We start from the raw sequence: 16,927 nt of genomic DNA on the forward strand, positions 1-16,927 counted from the left end.
CGGCTCCACCTTGACAAGCATCAAGGTCTTTTGCCGCCAGTCGATTAGCTTCTCAAAAACTGAATTCGTGGATGACGACGCCAGCCGTCGAAACCGAGGTTCAAAATGAAGGCGATGGCTGCTGCCGTTGACAAAGATACGACTGAGAAGCTGCAGGCATCCGTACCAGCTCTGCCTGACCTCAATCTCGGGGTAGCAACCAAGCTGCGCGAATATGCGGATCTCCTTGTTCAACAGGGCGAGGGAGGATTTCGCTCCCGCGCCTATTACAAGGCAGCGGATGTGATTACGGCCTTGAAGCGCCCCCTTAACGAGATACTCACCGAGGAAGGCCGCATGGGTCTGGTTGCTCTCCCTGGCATTGGATATGGAATTGCGGCAGCCATCACAGAGATTTTGACGAGCGGCCATTGGAATCAATTGGCAAGGCTGCGTGGCGATCTGGCGCCCGAGACCCTGTTCCGGACAATCCCCGGCATCGGTCCCAAACTGGCCGACCGTCTGGCCGACGAGGGGCATGTCGAGAGCCTTGAAGACCTCGAATACGCCCTGCATTTCGGCGATCTCGCTGTGAAAGGAATTGGCGAGCGGCGAAAACGCATGATCGCTTCCGCGCTTGCCGAGCGGCTTGGGCGACCCACCGTTATTGCGAGCGGCCAAAGGGCGGCACCTTCCGTTTCACTGCTTCTCAATGTCGATCGAATGTATCGGGAGAAGGCGGCGGTCGATCAATTGCCCAAAATCGCCCCTAGACGATTCAATCCGAAAGCTGAAACATGGCTGCCGATCATGCATACCCGCCAGAATGGCTGGCATTTTACCGCTCTCTACTCGAACAGCCGTCTGGCGCATGAATTGAACAGGACGAATGACTGGGTCGTGATCCATTATCAGCGTGACGGCGAACCGGAAGGCCGGTGTACGATCGTGACGGAAACGCGTGGTCCAACAGCCGGAAAGCGCATCGTAAGAGGCCGGGAAAACGAGCAGGAAGAAAAGGAGCCCCAGAGATGAGGCAAGGAATTGGTAGCGAAGAGGTCGTGGCACCGGAACTGGCAATTCCGCTCGAAACGATCTGCTTCATCATCATCAAGGCGCGCGAGTTCGACGTGAAGGAAGGCGTGAGCGAACCCGACCCCGGTTCGAACCCCATCGACGACAACGAGGTGGCTGTCCTGCAGGATCATCCGGATGATCCGGTGCAAGAAGAACTGACGTCCGTCATTTCGGACCTTTCCGACGACGCGCAGGTCGATCTCGTCGCCCTCATGTGGCTTGGCCGTGACGGCTATACGGCAAGTGACTGGGCAGACGTGCGCCAACAGGCAGCGGATGCACACAACGAGCGTACTGCAGCATATCTCTGCGGCAATCCTTTGCTTTCCGATCATCTGGCCGCCGGGTTGGACGCCATCGGCCTATCCTGTGAAGATTACGAGAGAGAACACCTATAGCGGCCGTCAAAGGCGGATGGCGGGGCGGCGGTACCGCGCGTCATTCCGTTGGAACGTTCTCGGCAAGCTCTCTCAGCCAGACCTTTGCCTCGCTGTCGGACGGAGCGCGCCAGTCGCCTCTCGGCGAAAGCGAACCGCCGGACGAAATTTTCGGCCCGTTGGGCAATGTCGATCTCTTGAACTGGCTGGAGAAGAACCGCTTCAGGAACACTTCAAGCCAATGGCGGATTTCGGCAAGCGAATAGGCAGGCCGATCGGCAGCGGGCAAATCGACCGGCCAGACGCCGCTTTCCACATCGCTCCAGGCATGATGGGCCAGGAAGGCGATCTTCGAGGGCCGGAAGCCGTAACGGGTCAGATAAAACAGGTTGAAATCCTGCAATGCATAGGGGCCGACGATGTCCTGCGTCGACTGAATGGTTCCTTTTTCGTCAGGCGGCACCAGTTCCGGGGAGATTTCGGTCGCCAGGATGGCAAGCAGGATCTGCGCCGTCTCGTCGCTCACGTCACCCGATCCGGCTACAAAGCGAATAAGGTGCTGGATCAGCGTCTTGGAGACCGAGGCATTCACGTTGTAATGCGACATGTGATCGCCGACACCGTAGGTGCACCATCCAAGCGCCAGCTCCGACAGATCACCCGTGCCCACGACAAGGCCACCGTTCTGGTTGGCAAGCCGGAACAGGTAGTCCGTCCGCAGCCCTGCCTGGACATTTTCAAAGGTCACGTCGTAGACCGGCTCGCCCTTGCTGAACGGATGGCCGAGATCCGCAAGCATCTGACGCGCGGCGGGCCGGATATCGATCTCCATCCCCGTTACGCCCAGAGCATTCATGAGCGCCCAGGCGTTGGATTTCGTGCTGTCGGACGTCGCAAAGCCGGGCAAGGTGTAGGCAAGCACGTTCTTTCGGTCCAGCCCGGCCAGATCCATGGCACGCGTCGTCACCATCAATGCCTGCGTGGAATCGAGCCCGCCTGAAACGCCGATCACAGCGCGCTTGAGGCCTGTTGCGGCAAGCCGTTTCGCGAGGCCCTGAACCTGGATGTTGTAGGCCTCATAGCAGTCTTCGCGCAGGCGCGAAGGATCGGCAGGCACATAAGGATATCGCTCGACGCGGCGGCGCAGCGGCACAGGTTCGGTGGGGTGATCGAGTGAGAAGGACACCGTCCGGAACGGGCGGTGCCCATCGAGTTCCTCCCGGACACAGTCTCCAAAGCTGTTGACCCGCATGCGTTCCTGCCGCAGCCGGCCGAGATCGATGTCGGCTGCAACGAATGCGCTGTCATGCGGGAAGCGCTGCGTTTCGCCAAGGAGGTTGCCATATTCGAAAACCGCCGCATGGCCGTCCCAGGCCAGATCCGTGGTCGACTCCCCCGGCCCAGCCGCCGAATATGCATAGGCCGCGATCGCGCGCGAGGAGTGGCTGGCGCATAGCAGCCGGCGCGTCTCCGCCTTGCCGATCGTGATATTGCTGGCGGACAGATTGAGCAGCACTTCCGCACCGGCCATCGCCGCCCGCGTGGATGGCGGCAGCGGCACCCAAATGTCCTCGCAGACCTCCACCCCGAAGGTGAAGGGAACCGAACCGTTCGACCTGAACAGGAGGTCGACACCAAACGGCACGTTGTGCCCGGCCACCTGAATTTCAGCATTGGTCACCCCTGCCCCGGGCGAAAAGTGGCGGCGCTCGTAAAATTCGCGATAGTTCGGCAGATAGCTCTTCGGAACCGCCCCCAACACGGCGCCCCGGTGAATAACCACGGCGGTATTGAAAAGGCGCCCATCGCGCCGCAGCGGCGCTCCGACGACGAGGACCGGGTAGAGGCTCTCGGAGGCTTCGGCGATCCTGACGATCGCCCCCTCGACCGCGTCGAGAAGCACGTCCTGGAAGAGGAGATCGTCGATGGCATAAGAGGACAAGCCGAGTTCGGGAAAAAGCATGACAGCCACCCCCTCGGCATTGCCCTGCCGGGCCAGGCGAAGGGTTTCGGCAGCGGCGAAATCGGGATCGGCAACCTGGGCACGCGGCACACAGGCGGCGATCCGCAGGAATTCATGGCTGTAGAGAGAAAAGAACTGGTCCATCGCCGTGCTCGTTATTTTCGGTTGCCGTTGAAAATACCAGCCTTCGCCCGATTGTCATCGTCCTTCCGATGTTATCGGACATTGTCAACCGAAGGCTCGCCTCTCGCGATGTTTCTCAGGTTTCTGACACCAGTGGCAAAAAAGTTCGCAGTTGGCGTAAACTGCGCTTCGTGTCACATCATGCGTCGAACGCCATTGCACAGGGAGTTTTCTTGACCATCGGACTTGCCCACGCCGAACTGATTGCGGTTCTTGCGGCCGTTACAGGAGAGGAGCCGCGCGTCATGACGATAAGGTCCGGCGATGCATTGCCATCCGGTCCCTTCGAACTGGGGCACAGAAGTCTCCAGGCAGGCTTGAGAGAATGGGTTCGGGATCAGACGGGTCACCCTGTCGGCTATCTGGAACAGCTCTACACCTTTGCCGATCGCGGCCGTACCGGGGAGAATATCGACGGCCGAACCATCTCCATCAGCTATCTCGGTCTTGTCCGGGAACAGCCGGCGCCGGGGGCAGGGAGACCGGAATGGCATGGTTGGTACGAATATTTTCCCTGGGAGGACCACCGGAAGGGAAGACCGGATATCCTGGCCGATATTGCCAATCGCCTGCAGGACTGGGCGGATACGGAACCGGCGCGCCATGAATATCGCCAGCGCCGCATCGATTTCGCGTTCGGCCTTCATGGCGCCGCCTGGAACGAGGACCTTGCGCTCCAGCGATATGAGTTGATGTATGAAGCCGGGCTGGTGACTGAGGCCGGATACCCATCGGAACGTGGTTTTGGCCGCTCGATGTTTGCCGATCACCGTCGTATTCTCGCAACGGGCATTGCCCGGCTGCGCGCCAAGATCAAGTATCGACCGGTCGTCTTCGAGCTGATGCCGGAAAAATTCACGCTCCTGCAACTGCAGCGCACCGTCGAGGCCTTGGCTGGACTAACGCTGCACAAACCGAATTTTCGCAGGCTAATCGACCAGCAGGAACTGATCGAGGAGACCGGAGAGACGACCGCCGAGACCGGCGGCCGCCCGGCCAAGCTCTTCCGCTATCGCCACGCGATCCTTGAAGAACGGGCGCTATCCGGCTCGAAATTTCCTCTTTCACGCAATTGACATAAACTCAAAACGAGAATATCCATTTGCAGCCATAATACTCACTTTGAGTATAAAAGGAGCTGCTCATGAATTCCCCCCTTTCGGTATCCTCTCTCTACGACCGCGTCAGCCGCGTCATGCCCAAGGCCGAATGGATGGCTCATGAGGCGGATGTCGAGGCAATCATCGATCTGAAGCGCCGGCGCAATGCGGTCATCCTCGCGCACAATTATCAGACGCCCGAGATCTTCCATGGCGTGGCGGACATTGTCGGCGACAGCCTGGCGCTTGCCCGCAAGGCCGTGGAAGTGGATGCCGACGTCATCGTGCTCGCAGGCGTTCATTTCATGGCCGAGACGGCCAAGCTGCTGAACCCGGAAAAGACGGTGCTGATCCCGGACATGGGCGCAGGCTGTTCATTGGCGGAATCCATCACGCCGGAAGACGTGGCATTGCTCAGACGAGCGCATCCGGGCGTGCCGGTCATTACCTATGTCAACACGTCCGCCGCCGTAAAGGCCGCCTCCGATATCTGCTGCACCTCGGGCAATGCCAAACAGGTGGTGGAATCTCTCGGCGCTCCGAAAGTGCTGATGATCCCCGACGAGTATCTGGCGCAGAACGTGGCGCGGGAGACCGATGTCGAGATCATAGCCTGGCACGGGCATTGCGAGGTGCACGAACTCTTCAATGCCCAGGACGTCCGCGACCTGCGCGAAGCCCATCCAGGCCTCATGGTTCTCGCCCATCCGGAATGTCCGCCGGATGTCGTGGCGGAGGCCGATTTCGCCGGCTCGACTGCGGTCATGTCGGATTATGTCGGCCAGAAGAAGCCGGCGCGCGTCGTGCTGCTGACGGAATGTTCGATGAGCGACAATGTCGCGGTTCATCATCCTGATGTCGAGTTCGTGCGGCCCTGCAATCTTTGCCCGCACATGAAACGCATCACGCTCTCCAACATCCGCAAGGCTTTGGAGGAAAATCGCCACGAGGTGACCGTCGATGCGGCGGTCGCCACGGCTGCGCGGCGCGCGGTGGAAAGGATGCTGGCGATATGACCGAGGTCCTGAACCATCTTGCCGGCCGCGTTGCGATTGTCGGAAGCGGGCTGGCAGGCCTCGTGACATCCTTGAGGCTGGCACCGCAGCCGGTCGTGCTCATCACGCGGGCGGAGCTTGGCGCGGAAACGTCCAGCGCCTGGGCGCAGGGCGGCATCGCCGCAAGCCTCGGCGAGGACGACAGCGCCGACCTGCATCTGACCGATACACTGGCGGCGGGTGACGGGCTGTGCGATGCGGTTGCGGCAGCTTCGATCCTGCGGCAGGCGCCTGCTGCAATCGCCATGCTGGAAAGCTTTGGCGTCACTTTCGACAGGACGACCAACGGCGCATTCTCGCTTGGGCTTGAAGCCGCTCATTCCCGCCGCCGGATCCTGCATGTCGGAGGTGACGGCTCCGGCGCGGCAATCGTCCGTGCTCTGGTAGAGGCCGTCCTGCGGACGCCGTCGATCACGGTGTTGACCGACTTCGAGGTGCGGCGGCTGTTGGTCGAGGAGGGAATTCTCCGCGGCCTGCTCGGTGCAACGCGCAATGGCGCGGCAATCCTTCCGACCGCGCATATCGTAATGGCGACCGGCGGCATCGGCGGACTTTATGATGCCACCACCAATCCCGTCGGAAATTTTGGCCAGGGCATCATGCTAGCGGCACGCGCTGGTGCCGAGCTTACGGACATGGAATTCGTGCAGTTTCATCCGACGGCGCTTGATTCTCAGAGACGCCCCTTGGCGCTGGTAAGCGAGGCGGTCCGTGGCGAAGGCGCAACGCTGGTGAATGAACGGGGCGAGAGGTTCCTTGCAAGCGAAGCCGGTGCAGAACTTGCACCCCGTGACGTCGTAGCACGTGCAATCAGTGCCGAGCTCGCCCGCGGCGGCCGCGTCTTCCTCGATGCGCGGAGGCCACTCGGTAGCCGTTTCGCCAGGCGCTTCCCGCAAATCGACGCCTTGTGCCGGGAGGCAGGCGTTGATCCCTCTTGTGAACTCATCCCGATCAGGCCGGCGGCGCACTATCACATGGGCGGCATTGCAACGGATGACAATGCGCGAAGCAAACTCCAGGGGCTCTGGGCCGTTGGGGAGACCGCATCGACCGGCCTTCACGGAGCCAATCGGCTTGCCAGCAACTCGCTTCTCGAAGCCGCTGTCATGGGCATGCGCGCCGCGCAGGATATCGCCGGCATGGCGGCCGTTGCGCCGCAGCGGGTACGGGGGATCGCCCTTCCCGCACCAGCTGATGTCTCCGCCGTCCGGTCGATCGTCTCGCGCCATCTTGGAGTGCTACGCAATACCGGCGCCATTCACGGCGCAATCGCAAGCCTGCTGCCGCTTGCCGAAAGCGAGGGACCTGCCTCCGACCCCGCAATGGTCGCACTGTTGATTGCAGTCTTTGCGTCAATGCGGCGGGAATCGCGCGGCGCGCATGCCCGCACGGATTTCCCGCTCAAGCTTGCCTACGCCGAACGCCGGAAAATGAGCCTCGACGAGGCGCTCGAGATTGCCCGCACGACCGCTTCCCATCCTCTTGCCAGGAGCGCCTGATGTCCTTCGTTTCTCCTCCCCGGCTGATCGTCGAACCGCTGGTGCGTGCCGCACTCGTCGAGGACCTTGGCCTTGCCGGCGATGTGACTTCGGCGGCCGTCATCCCCTCCGAGCATCGCTCGACGGTCGTCATGGCTGCGCGTAAAGCCGGCGTGATCGCCGGCCTTGATGCCGCCTCCCTCGCCTTCGAACTCGTCGATCCCGCGATCACAATGGCCCGGCATGTTCAGGACGGGACGATCGTGGAGCCAGGTGATACCATCGCCACGATCGAAGGCCCGTCCCGCAATCTGCTAACGGCGGAACGCACCGCGCTCAATTTCCTCGGCCACCTGTCGGGCATCGCGACCGTTACGGCTGGTATCGTGAATGCGATAAGAGGCACCAGAGCGTCGGTGGTCTGTACACGCAAGACAACGCCGGGGCTTCGGGCCCTCGAGAAATATGCCGTCCGGGCCGGCGGCGGCATGAACCACCGCTTTGCGCTTTATGACGCCGTGCTGATCAAGGACAATCACGTTGCGATCGCCGGCGGTGTCGCGGAAGCCATCCGGCGGGCCAGAGCGAATGTCGGGCACATGGTGAAGATCGAAGTGGAAGTCGACACGCTCGACCAGCTTAGCGAAGCCATGGAGATCGGCGTCGACGCCGTGCTACTCGACAACATGACGCCAGAACAGCTCCTCGAGGCCGTAACGATCGTCGGAGGCCGGGCGATTACGGAGGCCTCCGGCGGCATCACACCGGAGACGGCAGCAGCCATCGCTGCTTCGGGCGTCGACCTCTTGTCCGTCGGCTGGATCACCCACAGTGCACCGACCCTCGATATTGGCCTCGACTTCCACTCCTGAAGACCCTGGCGATGCAGAGAGCACGACCAGGCAAGTTAGCCGGCCTTGCGAGTTGAATTCCTGTCGGACGATGCTATAAGGCCCGCCTAGCTTGTTGCAGGTTTCATCTGCTGGTTGGAGAGGACGCCATGTCTCACGACGCCCTCTTCCAATTGGGGATGGGCTCAGTCGAACTTGATGCCCCCCGAACGGAAGAATTCTTAAAGACGCCCGTCATCGGAGCGCGCCTGGGAGTATTTCGTCTCGTCTTCACGAGAACGAGACGAAGCGCCATTGCGCTGGTCCGCACGGCCATGCGACAGCGCGGCATGAGTGCGAAAGCTCTGGTCCAGCCCCGGATCGCCGTCACCATCCCCTCCTGATCCCTTCCGTCATCTCCGGCAGAAACGATCGCCCGAACCGCCTTCCGCGGTCCTGACGCCCGTTTTCACGCCGACGTTACATTATCGCGGCAAAAGGCCGACACACCGAACGCGAACGAGTTTTCAAGATGCAGCTCACGACCCCTTATTACCTGATCGACAAGGCGAAACTTCTCCGCAACATGGAGAAGATCGCCCATGTTCGCGAAAGATCGGGCGCCAAGGCATTGCTGGCGCTGAAATGCTTCGCCACCTGGTCGGTCTTCGATTTCATGCGCGACTATATGGACGGCACGACTTCCTCGTCCCTTAACGAAGTCCGCCTCGGCCACGAACGCTTTGGTAAGGAAACGCATGCCTATTCGGTCGCCTACGCCGATTACGAGATCGACGAGGTGGTTTCCCATGCCGACAAGATCATCTTCAATTCGATAGGCCAGCTTGAGCGCTTCGCGGACAAGGCTGCCGGCATCGTTTGCGGCCTCCGCCTCAATCCGCAGGTGAGCTCGTCGAGCTTTGATCTTGCCGATCCTGCCCGCCCCTTCTCCCGCCTTGGCGAATGGGATGTTGCAAAGGTTGAGAAGGTAATGGACCGCATCAGCGGCTTCATGATTCACAACAACTGCGAGAACAGTGATTTCTCGCTCTTCGACCGCATGCTCGACCAGATCGAGGAAAAGTTCGGTCCGCTTCTGAGACAAGCGGAATGGGTGAGCCTCGGGGGCGGCATCCACTTTACAGGCGAGAATTATCCCCTCGATGCTTTCTGTGACCGGCTGAAAGACTTCTCGGACAGATACGGCGTGCAAGTCTACCTGGAGCCGGGCGAAGCCTCCATCACCAGATCCACCACCCTGGAGACCACCGTTCTCGACACGATCTACAACGGCAAGCATCTCGCCATCGTCGATAGTTCGATCGAAGCCCATATGCTGGATCTTCTGATCTACCGCGAAAGCGCGAAAGTAGCTCCGAATGCCGGGCCGCATCGATACATGGTTTGCGGCAAATCCTGCCTGGCCGGCGATATCTTCGGCGAATTCGATTTTCCGAACGAACTGAAGGTCGGCGACCGCGTCTCATTCCAGGATGCGGCCGGTTATACGATGGTCAAGAAGAACTGGTTCAATGGTGTGAAGATGCCGGCGATCGCCATCAGGGAGCTGGATGGCAGCATTCGAACGGTCCGCGAATTCACCTACGTGGACTACGAGCAGAGCCTCTCCTGAGGCACATCGGATAGAAGGAGATATCCTCAAAATGAAGAAAAATGTCCTCATCATCGGCGCCGGCGGCGTCGCACAGGTGGTGGCCCACAAATGCGCCCAGAACAACGATGTCCTCGGGGACATCCACATCGCTTCACGCACGAAAGCGAAATGCGACAAGATCATCGCTTCGGTTCGCGAGAAGAACGCGATGAAACAGCCGGGCGTGCTCGAAGCTCATGCACTGAATGCGCTGGACATCGAGGCGACCAAAGAACTGATCAAAAAGACCAATTCGCAGATCGTCATCAATGTCGGCACCGCCTTCCTCAACATGTCGGTGCTGCGCGCCTGCATGGATACCGGCGTCGCCTATATCGACACCGCGATCCATGAAGAGCCGAATAAGATCTGCGAAACTCCGCCGTGGTACGGTAACTACGAGTGGAAGCGCGCTGCCGAATGCGAGGAAAAGGGCATTACCGCCATCCTCGGCGCCGGCTTCGATCCGGGCGTCGTCAACGCCTATGCGCGCCTTGCCAAGGACGACTATCTCGACAAGGTGACGGACGTCGACATCGTCGACATCAATGCCGGCAGCCACGGCAAGTATTTCGCCACCAATTTCGACCCGGAAATCAACTTCCGCGAGTTCACCGGCGTCGTCTATTCCTGGCAGGGCGGCGAATGGAAGGTCAACAAGATGTTCGAGATCGGCAAGGACTACGACCTGCCGGTCGTCGGCACGCGTCGCGCCTATCTCTGCGGCCATGACGAGGTCCACTCGCTGGCGAAGAACATGGATGGCGCCGACGTGCGCTTCTGGATGGGCTTCGGCGATCACTACATCAACGTTTTCACAGTGCTGAAGAACATCGGCCTGCTGTCCGAACAGCCGGTCAAGCTTGCCGACGGCTCGGAAGTCGTGCCGCTCAAGGTGGTCAAGGCCTGCCTGCCCGATCCGGCTTCGCTTGCCCCGGAATACGAAGGCAAGACCTGTATCGGCGATTTCGTGAAGGGCATTAAAGACGGCAAAGAACGGACGGTATTTATCTATAACGTCGCCGACCACAAGGCGGCCTATAACGAAGTGGGCTCGCAGGGTATCTCCTACACCGCCGGCGTCCCGCCGGTTGCCGCCGCCATGCTGATCGCCACAGGCGAATGGGATGTGAGGAGGATGGCAAACGTGGAGGAACTTCCTCCGAAGCCCTTCCTCAGCATCCTGAACAGGATCGGCCTGCCGACCTGGATCCGCGATGAGGACGGCGAGCGGCCGCTAAATTTCTAAACCGGATCGGCCGGAAAGGCTGCAGAGTTTCCGCCCCGGCCGACCAGAAACCTCGTCTTGTTGACGAGCCCGAAGGGGTCGCCGCCGGCGGTCCCTTCCAAACTGTCAATTCCGGTTGGCATTCAGTCATGTCTAGACCGAAATGATCTTTTGCTCCCTGACTGACCGAAGGGCTGCATCCGCCAGGGCAAGCGCGGCCAGTCCATCCTCGACGGAAGGCGATGGTGCCGAGCCGGTCTCAAGGCTGTCGATGAAGGCGGAAATTTCCGCAGCATAAGCCGCCGTATAGCGGGTCATGAAGAAGTCATGCAGCGGAGGGCGTGTAAAACCGTCCTTCGTGGCAAGCTCGATGGAAACGGGCCGCTGGTTTTCCGCCGCAATGGAACCAAGGGAGCCGTGCACCTCGATCCGCTGATCGTAGCCGTAACTGGCGCGACGGGAGTTCGAGATCATGCATTGCCGGCCGCTGGCCGTGGTCATGATGACGCTCGCACTATCGTAATCACCCAACGCGCGGATCTTCGGATCGACCAGGACCGTCCCGGACGCCATCACGCTCGCAATCTCCTCCCCGAGCAGGAAACGAGCCATGTCGAAATCATGGATGGTCATGTCGCGAAAGATGCCGCCGGAAACCTTGATATAGTCCGCCGGCGGCGGGCTTGGGTCGCGGCTGATGATGGTCACCATCTCCACGTTGCCAATCCTGCCGTCATCGATCGCCTTGCGGACGGCCCGGAAATGCGGATCAAAGCGGCGGTTGAAGCCAAGCATCACCTTCGCCCCGGTCTTGCTGATGGTCTCGGCGCAGGCTCTGGCGCGCGCCACATCGAGATCGATCGGTTTTTCACAGAAGATCGCCTTGCCGGCCATGGAGAACCGCTCAATCAGATCGGCATGCGTATTGGTCGGCGTGCAGATGATCACCGCGTCGATATTGCCATCGGCTTCGACGGCATCGATGGTGCTGACCGCGCAGCCGGTGCTGTCGGCGATCGATTTCGCCGCATCCGCCACGGCATCCACGACGCAGACGAGCTTCGCCCGCTTGTCCTCCGCGATCGCGCGTGCATGCACCCTGCCGATTCGGCCTGCTCCCAAGAGTGCCAGTTTCGTCACCATGATTTCTCCTCCGCAGGCTTTGCGAATACCCAAGCCTCACGGCATCGCACGACTGCTTGTTCGATTATCGGGATGATGTTCTTGTCAGACTGTCCAAGCGCTAATTTGGAATATATGTTCTATTTTGCTAGATTGGGATTTCGTTTGTGTCAAGCACTGAAACAGGAAGGGTGACCATGGGAGATATCGGCGTGCCGACCACCATAAAGGCATTCGAGGAGCGGTTGCTGGAAGTATCCGAAAGCCTTCCCAAACGGCTGCGGCAATGCGCCGACTATGTTGCCGCCAACAAGGATCGCATTGCCGTGTCCACGGTTGCCGAGATGGCCGAAGGCGCAGGCGTTCAGCCCTCCGCCTTCATGCGCTTCTGTCAGATCCTGGGCTTTTCCGGTTTCTCCGAAATGCAGCGGCTATTTCGCGACTCCTATGTCGGGGGGTGGCCGGACTATTCGACCCGGTTGGACCATCTGCGGGAGAAGGCGGAAGGCAGCCCTTCCGCCTTGCTCGCGGAATTCGTCGAAGCAGGACGGGCCTCACTTGAAAATCTGCTGAAGACGATAGAGCCGCACGCTCTGGAGCAAGCGGTGAAAATTCTTGCCAGGGCGCAGATGATTCACATTATCGGCATGCGCCGCTCTTTCCCGGTCGCGAGCTACATGGCGTATGCATTCGAGAAGATGAATGTGCCAGCCATGTTGCATAGCGCGGTCGGTCGGCTGGAGAATCGGAATGCAGTTCGAGACGGAGACGCCCTGCTGGCGATTACGTTTTCTCCCTACACGGCAGACACGATCGACATGGTCGAGGCAGTCTCCGCCCACGGCTTGCCGGTTGTTGCCATTACAGACACGATCGTCAGCCCGCTGCGCAAGTTTCCAGCAACTATTCTTTCCGTATCCGAGGTGGATTTCGGTGCTTTCCGTTCGCTTTCCGCCACGCTCTGCCTCGCCATCACGTTGGCGGTAGCCGTCGGGACCGAACGTCCGGAGAAATGAATTTTTGTATTGTAAATAAAGAAAATGGAATTTAAAATCCAAATCCAGGAGAAATGATGGAAATTGGCAGCTTCCGTCAGTAGCGGGCCGGAGGTTAGCTCCAAGCTGCAGGGAGGATCCGGCTTGTGTCACTCGATCTGATCACGATCGGCCGATCATCAGTCGATTTGTACGGAGTACAGGTCGGCGGGCGGCTGGAGGATATGGCCTCCTTCAACAAGTATATCGGCGGATCACCGACCAACATCGCCGCCGGGACTGCCCGCCTCGGCCTGAAATCGGCGCTCATCACCCGCGTCGGCGACGAGCATATGGGCCGCTTCATCCGCGAGCAGCTCGAACGCGAAGGCGTCGACGTCCGTGGCGTCAGAACCGATCCCGAGCGGCTGACAGCGCTGGTCCTGCTCGGCATTCGCGATCAGGAACAGTTCCCGCTGATCTTCTATCGCGAGAACTGTGCCGATATGGCCATTTGCGAGGACGATATCGACCCGGCCTTCATCGCGGAAGCTCGCTGTGTCTGCGCCACGGGCACGCATCTGTCACACCCTCGCACGGAGGCTGCCGTTTTCAAGGCACTGAAACTGGCCCGGGAGAACGGCGCTCGCACTGCGCTTGACATTGATTACCGGCCGAATCTGTGGGGGCTGGCCGGCCATGACGCGGGCGAAAGCCGCTTCATCGAATCCCGGCACGTTACTGCAAAGCTACAGTCCACGCTCTCCTTGTTCGACCTTATCGTCGGCACCGAAGAAGAGTTCCATATCGCCGGCGGATCGACCGACACGCTGGAAGCGCTTCGAGCGGTCAGAGCGGTTTCGAAGGCGACACTGGTCTGCAAGCGCGGTCCGATGGGGGCTGTTGTCTTTGACGGCGAGATTCCGGATTCTCTCGACAAGGGCCAGACCGGCCAAGGCTTTCCGATCGAAGTCTTCAATGTGCTTGGAGCTGGTGACGGCTTCATGTCCGGCCTCCTCAAAGGCTGGCTGAGCGGAGAAGACTGGCCGGCCAGCTTGAAATATGCCAACGCCTGCGGCGCCTTCGCCGTTTCGCGGCACGGCTGCACTCCCGCCTATCCGAGCTGGGAGGAGCTGCAATATTTCTTCCGCACCGGCATTCGCAACAAGGCGCTCCGCAAGGATGAGGCACTTGAACAGGTCCACTGGTCCACGAACCGCAACGGGGATTGGCCGGAAATGCGGGTCTTTGCGTTCGATCATCGCATGCAGATCGAAGCGATCGCGAAAGAGGCCGGAGCCGATCCAGCGAAGATCGATGCCTTTAAGAGCCTTTGCCTAAGAGCCACGCTCGATGTCGCGGCAGGACGCCCCGGCTATGGCATCCTCTGCGACAGCCGTCTGGGGCGCGAGACGCTCTACAAGGCGACTGGAACCGGTCTCTGGATCGGACGCCCGGTGGAGTTGCCGGGCTCGCGTCCCCTCGTTCTGGAGCCGGAGCTCGGGCCGGATCTTGGCGGCCTGTCTGAATGGCCTATCAACAACGTCGCCAAGGTGTTGTGTTTCTATCATCCCGACGACGACGCTCAGATGAAGCGGCAGCAGGAGGAGATGGTCTCACGTCTGTTTGCGGCCACCCGAAGGAACCGGCTGGAATTCCTCCTGGAGGTAATCCCTTCAAAAGTCGGACCAATGGATGATGGAACCGTCGCCGCGGTGATCGAACGTCTCTACGAGATCGGGGTCTATCCGGACTGGTGGAAACTGGAGCCGATGAAAACAGCAGCATCCTGGTCGAAAGCCTGCGACGCGATCGTCAAACACGATCCTTGTACCCGAGGCATCGTGGTGCTCGGATTGGATGCACCCATCGAGGAACTGAAGGAGAGCTTTCGCACCGCCGCCCGTTTTGATCTCGTCAAGGGGTTCGCAGTCGGGCGCACAATCTTCGGCGATAGTGCGCGGAAGTGGCTTGCCCGGGAGATCACAGACGAAACGGCTATCGCCGACATGGCAGCCAGATATCGCGAGTTGTGCGCGATCTGGGACCGTGCGCGCGAGGACAGCCGCGAGGAGAAAGTGGCATGAAAACGATAAGGCTCACGGCCGCGCAAGCGATGGTGCGTTATCTCGCCAGTCAAATGACCGAGGAGGGTGAATCTTTCATCGCCGGGATGTGGGCGATTTTCGGTCATGGCAATGTCGCCGGGATGGGAGAAGCCCTTGCGGGAATCAAGGACAAATTGACGACCTATCGCGGCCAGAACGAGCAGTCGATGGCCCATGCCGCCATCGCCTATTCCAAGCAGTTGCGACGCAGGCGCGCCATGGCGGTGACGTCATCTATCGGCCCTGGAGCGACCAATATGGTGACTGCGGCCGCGCTTGCTCACGTCAACCGTCTCCCGGTTCTATTGATTCCGGGTGACGTCTTTGCCAACCGGGGTCCCGATCCCGTCCTGCAGCAAATCGAGGATTTCGGCGATGGCATCGTCACGGTGAATGACTGCTTCCGTCCGGTGAGTCGTTACTTCGACCGCATCACGCGCCCGGAGCAGCTGCTGACCGCATTGCCGCGAGCCATGCGGATCATGACCGATCCTGCCGAGTGCGGTCCCGTGACCCTCGCCTTCTGTCAGGACGTCCAGGCCGAGGCCTACGACTATCCCGAGAGCTTTTTCGAGAAGAAGACCTGGTATCGGCGGCGGCCCCGCCCCGACGAGCACGAGTTGCGGCGCGCCGTGGATGCCATCAAGGCGGCCAGGAAGCCGGTCATCGTCGCAGGTGGAGGCGTGCACTTCTCGGATGCAACAGAAGAGTTGAAGGCATTTGCCGAGCGCCATCGCGTTCCCGTGGTCGAGACTCAAGCCGGCAAATCGGCTTTGCCCTGGGATCATGACGCCAATTTCGGCCCGGTGGGCGTGACCGGCGCATCAAGCGCCAATGCCGTCTGCGCGGACGCAGACCTCATTATTGGCGCCGGCACGCGTTTCCAGGATTTCACAACCGGCTCCTGGGCTCTGTTCCGCTATCCCGAACGCCGCATCCTGTCACTGAACGTGCAGCCTTACGACAGCACCAAGCGCGACGCGATCCCGCTCGTCTGTGATGCGAAAGCGGGGCTTGCGCTTCTCAGCGAGGCGCTGGGCGACCATCGCTTCAGCGAGTTTCCCGCCAACCTGAAACAAGCTTGGCTTGCCGGCTCCGATGCGATCACCGCCGCACCAAAAGATGCGAACACCCTGCCGACAGACATGCAGGTGATCGGCGCAATCCAGCGTGCGGCGGTCGACAATACCGTCGTCATGTGCGCCGCCGGCACTATGCCGGGAGAATTGCATCAGCTCTGGAAGGCCGGGCGGCCCCTCTCCTATCACATGGAATACGGCTTTTCCTGCATGGGATACGAGATTGCCGGAGGGCTTGGTATCAAGATGGCCGAACCGGACCGCGACGTGATCGTCATGGTCGGCGACGGCTCGTACATGATGATGAACTCGGAGCTCGCGACCGCCGTCGCCATGGGCGTCAAGATCACCGTCGTTATCACCGATAATCGTGGTTACGGCTGCATCAACCGGCTGCAGATGGCGACAGGCAGCGCCGAGTTCAACAATCTCTACGAACACACCAGCCAGACCCACGCAATGCAGATCGATTTCGTCGCGCACGCCGCCTCCATGGGAGCGCGGGCGGTCAAGGTTGCATCCATTGCGGAGCTGGAGATCGAGCTGGAGATGGCGCGCGATGCCGAAAAGGCGACCGTGATCGTTATCGACACCGATCCCTATCCCACACCGGATGTCGGTGGCTTCTGGTGGGATGTCGCAGTCCCCGAGGTTTCGCCTCGCAGCCAAGTCAACGAGGCCCGCCTCCGCTACGAAACGGCGCTGAAGGAAAGACGCTAG

Annotated in this window: 14 protein-coding genes; 12 read left to right on the forward strand and 2 right to left on the reverse strand. The window is 60.3% G+C overall.

All coding sequences use genetic code 11. The features are described 5' to 3' along the window. Window positions 1-114: 114 nt before the first annotated feature. Complete coding sequence (locus tag J2046_RS07670; RefSeq protein WP_210050673.1) at window positions 115-1,014, forward strand: helix-hairpin-helix domain-containing protein; 900 nt, start codon at window positions 115-117, stop codon at window positions 1,012-1,014. Continuing rightward, window positions 1,011-1,454 (forward strand): DUF3775 domain-containing protein, encoded by a 444-nt coding sequence (locus tag J2046_RS07675; RefSeq protein WP_210050674.1) that lies wholly within the window; start codon window positions 1,011-1,013, stop codon window positions 1,452-1,454. Before J2046_RS07670 ends, J2046_RS07675 begins: the two co-directional genes overlap by 4 nt. A 40-nt stretch (window positions 1,455-1,494) precedes the next feature. On the opposite strand, the gene J2046_RS07680 is transcribed toward J2046_RS07675, so the two are convergent. Next, window positions 1,495-3,540 carry an NAD(+) synthase gene (locus J2046_RS07680; RefSeq protein WP_210050676.1) on the reverse strand — a complete coding sequence of 682 codons (2,046 nt, stop codon included), beginning with the start codon at window positions 3,538-3,540 and terminating at the stop codon, window positions 1,495-1,497. Window positions 3,541-3,752: 212 nt separating this feature from the next. On the opposite strand from J2046_RS07680, the gene J2046_RS07685 reads away from it, so the two are divergent. The 7 genes from J2046_RS07685 (at window position 3,753) to J2046_RS07715 (ending at window position 10,945) form a co-directional block, all read left to right on the forward strand. Beyond that, window positions 3,753-4,655, forward strand: a complete 903-nt coding sequence (locus J2046_RS07685) for an NUDIX hydrolase (RefSeq protein ID WP_210050677.1) — start codon at window positions 3,753-3,755, stop codon at window positions 4,653-4,655. Window positions 4,656-4,723: 68 nt separating this feature from the next. Further along, window positions 4,724-5,695, forward strand: coding sequence for a quinolinate synthase NadA (gene nadA, locus J2046_RS07690; RefSeq protein ID WP_210050678.1), 972 nt, complete (start codon window positions 4,724-4,726; stop codon window positions 5,693-5,695). After that, window positions 5,692-7,233, forward strand: coding sequence for an L-aspartate oxidase (locus J2046_RS07695; RefSeq protein WP_210050679.1), 1,542 nt, complete (start codon window positions 5,692-5,694; stop codon window positions 7,231-7,233). The genes nadA and J2046_RS07695 overlap by 4 nt, the downstream gene beginning before the upstream one ends. Further along, window positions 7,233-8,084, forward strand: coding sequence for a carboxylating nicotinate-nucleotide diphosphorylase (gene nadC, locus J2046_RS07700; RefSeq protein ID WP_210050680.1), 852 nt, complete (start codon window positions 7,233-7,235; stop codon window positions 8,082-8,084). Before J2046_RS07695 ends, nadC begins: the two co-directional genes overlap by 1 nt. A 128-nt stretch (window positions 8,085-8,212) precedes the next feature. Next, window positions 8,213-8,446 carry a hypothetical protein gene (locus J2046_RS07705; RefSeq protein ID WP_210050681.1) on the forward strand — a complete coding sequence of 78 codons (234 nt, stop codon included), beginning with the start codon at window positions 8,213-8,215 and terminating at the stop codon, window positions 8,444-8,446. Window positions 8,447-8,574: 128 nt separating this feature from the next. Then, window positions 8,575-9,675, forward strand: a complete 1,101-nt coding sequence (gene nspC, locus J2046_RS07710; protein WP_210050682.1) for a carboxynorspermidine decarboxylase — start codon at window positions 8,575-8,577, stop codon at window positions 9,673-9,675. Window positions 9,676-9,706: 31 nt separating this feature from the next. After that, on the forward strand, window positions 9,707-10,945 hold the full coding sequence (locus J2046_RS07715) for a saccharopine dehydrogenase family protein (protein WP_210050683.1): 1,239 nt from the start codon (window positions 9,707-9,709) through the stop codon (window positions 10,943-10,945). Between the two features lie 132 nt (window positions 10,946-11,077). Here the strand turns inward: J2046_RS07715 and iolG are convergent, their stop codons facing one another. Then, window positions 11,078-12,067 carry an inositol 2-dehydrogenase gene (gene iolG, locus J2046_RS07720; protein WP_210050686.1) on the reverse strand — a complete coding sequence of 330 codons (990 nt, stop codon included), beginning with the start codon at window positions 12,065-12,067 and terminating at the stop codon, window positions 11,078-11,080. Between the two features lie 176 nt (window positions 12,068-12,243). On the opposite strand from iolG, the gene J2046_RS07725 reads away from it, so the two are divergent. The 3 genes from J2046_RS07725 to iolD all read left to right on the forward strand — a co-directional run bounded on the left by J2046_RS07725 (window position 12,244) and on the right by iolD (window position 16,927). Beyond that, window positions 12,244-13,062, forward strand: a complete 819-nt coding sequence (locus tag J2046_RS07725) for a MurR/RpiR family transcriptional regulator (RefSeq protein WP_210050687.1) — start codon at window positions 12,244-12,246, stop codon at window positions 13,060-13,062. Between the two features lie 125 nt (window positions 13,063-13,187). Beyond that, entirely contained in the window at window positions 13,188-15,107 is a 1,920-nt protein-coding gene (locus tag J2046_RS07730) for a bifunctional 5-dehydro-2-deoxygluconokinase/5-dehydro-2-deoxyphosphogluconate aldolase (RefSeq protein WP_411828478.1), read from the forward strand. Next, complete coding sequence (gene iolD / locus J2046_RS07735; protein WP_210050688.1) at window positions 15,104-16,927, forward strand: 3D-(3,5/4)-trihydroxycyclohexane-1,2-dione acylhydrolase (decyclizing); 1,824 nt, start codon at window positions 15,104-15,106, stop codon at window positions 16,925-16,927. The genes J2046_RS07730 and iolD overlap by 4 nt, the downstream gene beginning before the upstream one ends.

The organism is Neorhizobium petrolearium, assembly GCF_017873175.1.
Lineage (GTDB): Bacteria > Pseudomonadota > Alphaproteobacteria > Rhizobiales > Rhizobiaceae > Neorhizobium > Neorhizobium petrolearium.